The sequence below is a fragment of the Pedobacter sp. UBA5917 genome (assembly GCF_002432345.1).
Classification (GTDB): domain Bacteria; phylum Bacteroidota; class Bacteroidia; order Sphingobacteriales; family Sphingobacteriaceae; genus Pedobacter.
On sequence record NZ_DJDT01000102.1, the window covers coordinates 1 to 5,333 of the forward strand.

The 5,333-nt window shown below is 37.9% G+C and carries 6 protein-coding genes; 4 read left to right on the forward strand and 2 right to left on the reverse strand.

Annotated elements, in window-relative coordinates:
* Window positions 1-425: 425 nt before the first annotated feature.
* Together B2V92_RS06255 and B2V92_RS06260 are read right to left on the reverse strand one after the other, a co-directional pair.
* A complete protein-coding gene (locus tag B2V92_RS06255; protein WP_293305867.1) occupies window positions 426-1,004 on the reverse strand; it encodes a YdeI/OmpD-associated family protein in 579 nt (192 codons plus the stop codon).
* A gap of 14 nt (window positions 1,005-1,018) precedes the next feature.
* Complete coding sequence (locus B2V92_RS06260; protein WP_293305869.1) at window positions 1,019-1,444, reverse strand: VOC family protein; 426 nt, start codon at window positions 1,442-1,444, stop codon at window positions 1,019-1,021.
* A gap of 235 nt (window positions 1,445-1,679) precedes the next feature.
* On the opposite strand from B2V92_RS06260, the gene B2V92_RS06265 reads away from it, so the two are divergent.
* The 4 genes from B2V92_RS06265 to B2V92_RS06280 all read left to right on the forward strand — a co-directional run bounded on the left by B2V92_RS06265 (window position 1,680) and on the right by B2V92_RS06280 (window position 4,997).
* Window positions 1,680-2,822 (forward strand): acyltransferase family protein, encoded by a 1,143-nt coding sequence (locus tag B2V92_RS06265; protein ID WP_293305871.1) that lies wholly within the window; start codon window positions 1,680-1,682, stop codon window positions 2,820-2,822.
* A 79-nt stretch (window positions 2,823-2,901) separates the two neighbouring features.
* Entirely contained in the window at window positions 2,902-3,264 is a 363-nt protein-coding gene (locus B2V92_RS06270; RefSeq protein WP_293305873.1) for a winged helix-turn-helix transcriptional regulator, read from the forward strand.
* A gap of 91 nt (window positions 3,265-3,355) precedes the next feature.
* Window positions 3,356-4,006, forward strand: coding sequence for a DUF2306 domain-containing protein (locus B2V92_RS06275; RefSeq protein WP_293305875.1), 651 nt, complete (start codon window positions 3,356-3,358; stop codon window positions 4,004-4,006).
* Window positions 4,007-4,163: 157 nt separating this feature from the next.
* Window positions 4,164-4,997 (forward strand): helix-turn-helix domain-containing protein, encoded by an 834-nt coding sequence (locus tag B2V92_RS06280; RefSeq protein ID WP_293305876.1) that lies wholly within the window; start codon window positions 4,164-4,166, stop codon window positions 4,995-4,997.
* The last annotated feature ends 336 nt before the right edge of the window (window positions 4,998-5,333 follow it).

Genomic DNA, 5,333 nt, shown 5'->3' on the forward strand with positions numbered 1-5,333 from the left:
GATAAACCAAAGGAGATGACGACACTTTTTATTGTAATCTATTGTCACAAGCAGTCCAGACTCCAGACTAAGGACTGCAGACTCCGGACTAAAAACTTTACTTGACGGAAAATCAGTTGAGTTGAAAAATACTATTAAAGCAGATAGTGGTGAAGGAGATGGTAATGATATTATTTATTGCTCCGTTTTTTTAAATGGTATTGATATAGAGACTTATTTTGGTGAATTAAAACCTTTCTAAACTAATTTGACTATTTTACTCTGATTTTATTTTGGTCTTGATTTCTTTTACTCTACATGAAAAATAGGTCAGGTAGCGTTTCAGTCAAGATGACGACGTTTTGATGATGAGTTTTTTATAAAGAACTATTATTGGTAGGCAGCATTCGACTCCAGACTAAGGACTGCAGACTCCGGACTAAAAACTACCTCGCTCTCACATTATCACCCGCCAATTTAACTGTTTCGGTAATTCTTGTCGTCCTGGTTTCTTCGCGTTTAGCTTCCGAAATCCATTTTAAAATTGCTTTTTTAACCGATTTCGGAAATTTTTCCCAATAACCGAAAGCGGTGGTATTACTGTCAAATGCCTTTTTCAGGTCGTCTGGAACAATCAGGTTTTCAACATCGTTTAAGGCATCCCACATGCCGTTGGCTTTAGCTATTTCGATGGTTTTCAATCCTGTCGGGTGCATCAGGCCTTTTTCGATCATGGTTAAAGCCTTATTTTTATTGATAGCGCTCCAATTGCTTTTCGCTTTTCTTTTGGAGAATAACTGATAACGGCTTTCTTCATCGCGTTTTACCGTTAAGCTGTCTATCCAGCCAAAACAAAGTGCTTCATCAACCGCGTTGGTATGCGGGAGGGTACTGGCCGATGCATCTTTTTTATAGATGATCAGCCAGACAGCTATTTCTTTTTCATGGTTTTTTTCAAGCCACTGGCGCCAATGTAACTGCGTTTCGGCATAAAAAGCAGCAATGCCGTTCTTCGATTCTTCCATAAAATGATCAGTAATTATTTTCCTGCTTTATCTAATATTTCAAGATAGTGTTTGTTGTACATAATTCCCAAAATATTCCCAAAAGGATCAATCACCGAGGCCGTTACAAAGCCTACGCCATATTCGGTTATGGGGCCATAAGCAGTGGCACCTAATGCAATAAGCCTTTTAAGCGATTCTTCGATATCATCAACATGCCAGTAGGCAATTTGTCCGGCCGGGCCCGTTGGCATTGGTGGAGCATATTTACGGTCGATAATGCCCAGTTCGTGCTGATAATCGCCGATGCGGAATTCAACATAAGCAGGGTTTTCGACATCAGGACGTACAAAATAGGGCTCAACGCCCAGTACATCAGAATACCATTTTTTTGCAGCTTTTAAATCATCTGCCCAATAACTAATTGTGGTTAATCCCCTTAATTGAACTGTTTTTTCCATTTTTTATCGTTTTATGAAACCAAAAATAGGACAGACACTTTTCTAAATATGGTAAAAATGCGACATAAAAACAATTTCCGTCCGGGAATTTAAATGATAGCTTTCGAATGTTATCTACTTAATGATCAGGATGTAATTTGCGAGAATTATTTTTGTTGGTGTCGCTTTTTTAGCATTTAATCGGTTTTAAGATGTTAAATTTACCAATCAACCGTCTGGACTAAACCAATAATTTATGGTCAATCAATCTTCAAGAAATCTTTGGATAGATTATCTGCGTTCTGCCATTACTGTTTTGGTGGTTGCGCACCACGCGGCATTGGCCTATACTTCTTTTTCCGTATTTAATAAAGACGCTTATATTCTCTCCACGCATGCTATTGTAGATGATAAAAGATGGGCTTTACTCGATTATCTGGTAGGCTTTAACGATACCTTTTTTATGTCGCTCATGTTTTTAATCGGTGGACTTTTCTTTTTTCCGGCTATCGATAAAAAAGGAGCGGGCTTGTTTATTAAAGACAAAATTTTCAGGTTGTTGATTCCCTTTTTACTGCTTGGTACTTTACTAATGCTTCTGGCTTATTTCCCTTCATTTTATGTGGCTAAAAGCAGTTCTGATTTAGCTGCTTACATCAAAGATTTTTTTACCACCGAAGCCTGGCCCGTTGGTCCACCATGGTTTTTATGGCTGTTATTTGTTTTCAATGTTGTAGCCGCATTGATTTATCGGTTATTTTCTTCCAGATATGGTTTATCCTTATCGGAGATTTTTAACGGGAAAATGAATGGCTTTAAGCTATTTCTGATTTTGTTTTTAATTGGCCTGCTCGCTTATCTGCCTATGGCAGGTTATTTCGGACCTTATAGCTGGACGGGTTTTTACCCTTTCGATTTTCAGCTTAGTCGTGTGCTATTGTATTTTGCCTATTTTGGAATAGGGGCTTATGTAGGGAAATTAAATCTTAGTGAAGGCGTTTTTGCTAAAAACTCACCAATTGTTAAACACTACCGCTTATGGTGCTTGCTGGCCATTGTTGCTTTTATAGGTATGATATTTTTTAACGGTGATATAGCTAAATGGCAGCTTGGTAATACATTTTTTATACTTTGCTGTACTTTAATGTGTTTGGCATTTATTAGCGCTTTTAGTAGGTTGTTGGCTAAAAATATCTTCTGGTGGGATTCGTTGAGCAAACATGCTTATTTAATTTATCTGCTTCATTTTGTATTTGTAACCTGGATCCAGTTTGGGCTGTTAAAAATTAATTTACCCGTTCCGGTTAAATTTTTAGCTGTCTTTTTATTGTCGCTGGCTTTAAGTTGGATAACCGCTTATTTGTTACGGAAAATCGTCGTTGTTAAAAAGTATCTGTAAATCAACTTGACCTAAATCTGATATCCTTTTTTTAAAAATTAATTAGTTTTAGGGTAATCAACCAGTTAAACCGGAAAACATGGCTATAAATTACAGTAAAAAACTTCCAGAGGATCTCGATTGCGGGATAACCATATTTATGAAAGTTCTGGGCGCAAAATGGAAACCATGCATTTTGGATGCGATAAACAGAGGCTACCAAAGGCCAACGGAAATCCATAAGCAGCTCTCTACCGCAACTCCAAGGGTTATTGATATGCAATTACGCGAACTGGAGGCAACAGGACTGGTAACAAAAGAAGTTACCGTTGGTTACCCCTTACGTGTTGATTATAGCCTAACCACCATTGGTTATAGCATTATGCCTTTAATTGGGATGATGGATAAATGGGGTGTTGAGAACAAGGCTTTATTGCGTTTCGAAGAAATGGAATTTGCTTAATACCGAATAATTTTTCGGTCACCGAATCTTTTTTCGCTTATTGTGGCCTTTATTTTCATTATGGATTTTTGTATGAAACAAGAATCAGCAAATGGAAAATTTAAATACCCCATTAAAAAAGACCAGGGCGCTTAATTTAAGCACTACAGAAAAGCTAATGATTATACTATGGTTGGGCATCATTTACCTAACCTGGTATTTTATGCATGGTGCAGATCATTTTCTGGAATTAACCAAAGTTGCCATGGGAAAATATTTTCCGGTTAAATATGTGCTTATCCTGCACATAACCGCTGGCGGCGGAGCATTAATTTCAGGACCATTGCAATTCATAAAATCGTTGATGATCTATAGCCCTAAAATCCACCGGGCCTTGGGCTATTTATACCTTTTTGCGGTTTTAGGAAGTAGTTTTACTGCCGTTATTTTAGCATTTACAACAGCTTACGACATAAATTGGGCTTATGCATTTTCACTTCAGGTTTGGGTTTCAGTTTGGATATCGGCAACTTTTATCGCCTTTAGGGCCGCAATAAAAAAACAGTTTATACAGCATAAACAATGGATGGTGCGCAGTTATATGGTTACCATTGCTTTTGTGGTTTCTGCATTGATTTTGAAATTGCCCATGATGGCCCGGATAGGAGATATGAGTGAAGTAAGTCCTTCCATTTTCTGGTTTGCATGGTCGGTACCTTTATATATTTATCAAATGGTGCTGGCGCTGAAAAATAAGGGCTAAATAATTGATATCTGTTGTTTTGCCTGTTTTGTTAAAATAATATACTTCAGGCCGTTGTTTTGCTTAAATCCTTATCTATCAATGCTGATTAATGCCGGATATTCTTTAAATTCAGCAGAAAATCAGATCATTTTAGGACCGAAACCCAATTTTTTAAATGGATTACAGAATTTTTACGCCACATATGCTGCTAAGTCCTTATGTGCGTTATTTCAGTGCACTGGATTTCGATCGAAGCACTGGCGGATTATCGAAAATCAGGGTTTTTGCCGATCGTTATCCTCACTTAGTTTTTCAGCATAACAATGGTCATTCTGCTTTTTTAAGGGAAGGAAATGCATTGCCCACAGCTTTTATCTGTGGCGTGAAAATTAAACCTTACATGCTCGATCTTGATAGCCACTCAGTGGTTACCGTTACCTTTTATCCACAGGCCATTAAACAACTTTTTGGAATTGATGTTTACAACCTCAACAATGAAATTGTTGATCTGTGCAATTTCGCCCCGAAAGATTTAACCGAACGTTTGGCAAATGCCGCGGGTTATCAGCAGCGCATTGCACTGATTACAGACTTTTTGTTAAAAAGGCTCGGAAATATCAATCAACCCGATTTTATGATTAAAGAAAGCATACATCTGATTAATAATATCGAGATTGAAACCTCTTTGTGGTCGCTGGCCAAACATTTTAAAATTTCTACCCGGCAGTACGAGCGGCGTTTTAAAGCTGCAACCGGTTTATCACCGAAACTTTTCCTGCGTGCGGCCAGGTTCGAAAATGCCTTACAATTGATTAAAGAAAACCGTTTCGAAAACTTTTCGAACATTGCCTATTTTCTCAATTTTACCGATCAATCGCACTTTATCAAAGATTTTAAAGAATTTTCGGGCTTTACACCCAAGGCTTTCCTTTCTCAAAATCAGAAAACGGAGGATGTTATTCCGGATAATGGCATTGTAACGATCAATCATCTGGTAACGGGAGGGTAGTTCATTCGTTCATTGTTTAATTGCAATGATTGTTAAGTTGTTAACTGCAAATCGCGAACTGAAAGCTGTTTATTTGGTTAACTGGTTAATTGTACAAACCGGTTAACTGACGCAGTACCTGGTGCGTTATCAGAATTTAATAAAAAGAGCGTCATCTCAACCGTAGCATAGCGAAGTGGGGGAGATCTATCTTGATATTTTCTCTGCTTAGTTACCGATGTGAAATCAGTACAAGTTGCACTCGATAGCCATCCTATGGTTTGGACACATCTTTTTAAGGCGCTATGCTAGCTTGCTTTGAAGAACAAACAGGGTTTACCGAAGAACGCCCGTCAA

Excerpts from the sequence above, each read along its gene's own strand:
- B2V92_RS06255 (WP_293305867.1), bottom strand. The coding sequence starts at position 1,004 with ATGGAAGAATCGAAGAACGGCATTGCTGCTTTTTATGCCGAAACGCAG.
- B2V92_RS06260 (WP_293305869.1), bottom strand. The coding sequence starts at position 1,444 with ATGGAAAAAACAGTTCAATTAAGGGGATTAACCACAATTAGTTATTGG.
- B2V92_RS06265 (WP_293305871.1), top strand. The coding sequence starts at position 1,680 with ATGGTCAATCAATCTTCAAGAAATCTTTGGATAGATTATCTGCGTTCT.
- B2V92_RS06270 (WP_293305873.1), top strand. The coding sequence starts at position 2,902 with ATGGCTATAAATTACAGTAAAAAACTTCCAGAGGATCTCGATTGCGGG.
- B2V92_RS06275 (WP_293305875.1), top strand. The coding sequence starts at position 3,356 with ATGGAAAATTTAAATACCCCATTAAAAAAGACCAGGGCGCTTAATTTA.
- B2V92_RS06280 (WP_293305876.1), top strand. The coding sequence starts at position 4,164 with ATGGATTACAGAATTTTTACGCCACATATGCTGCTAAGTCCTTATGTG.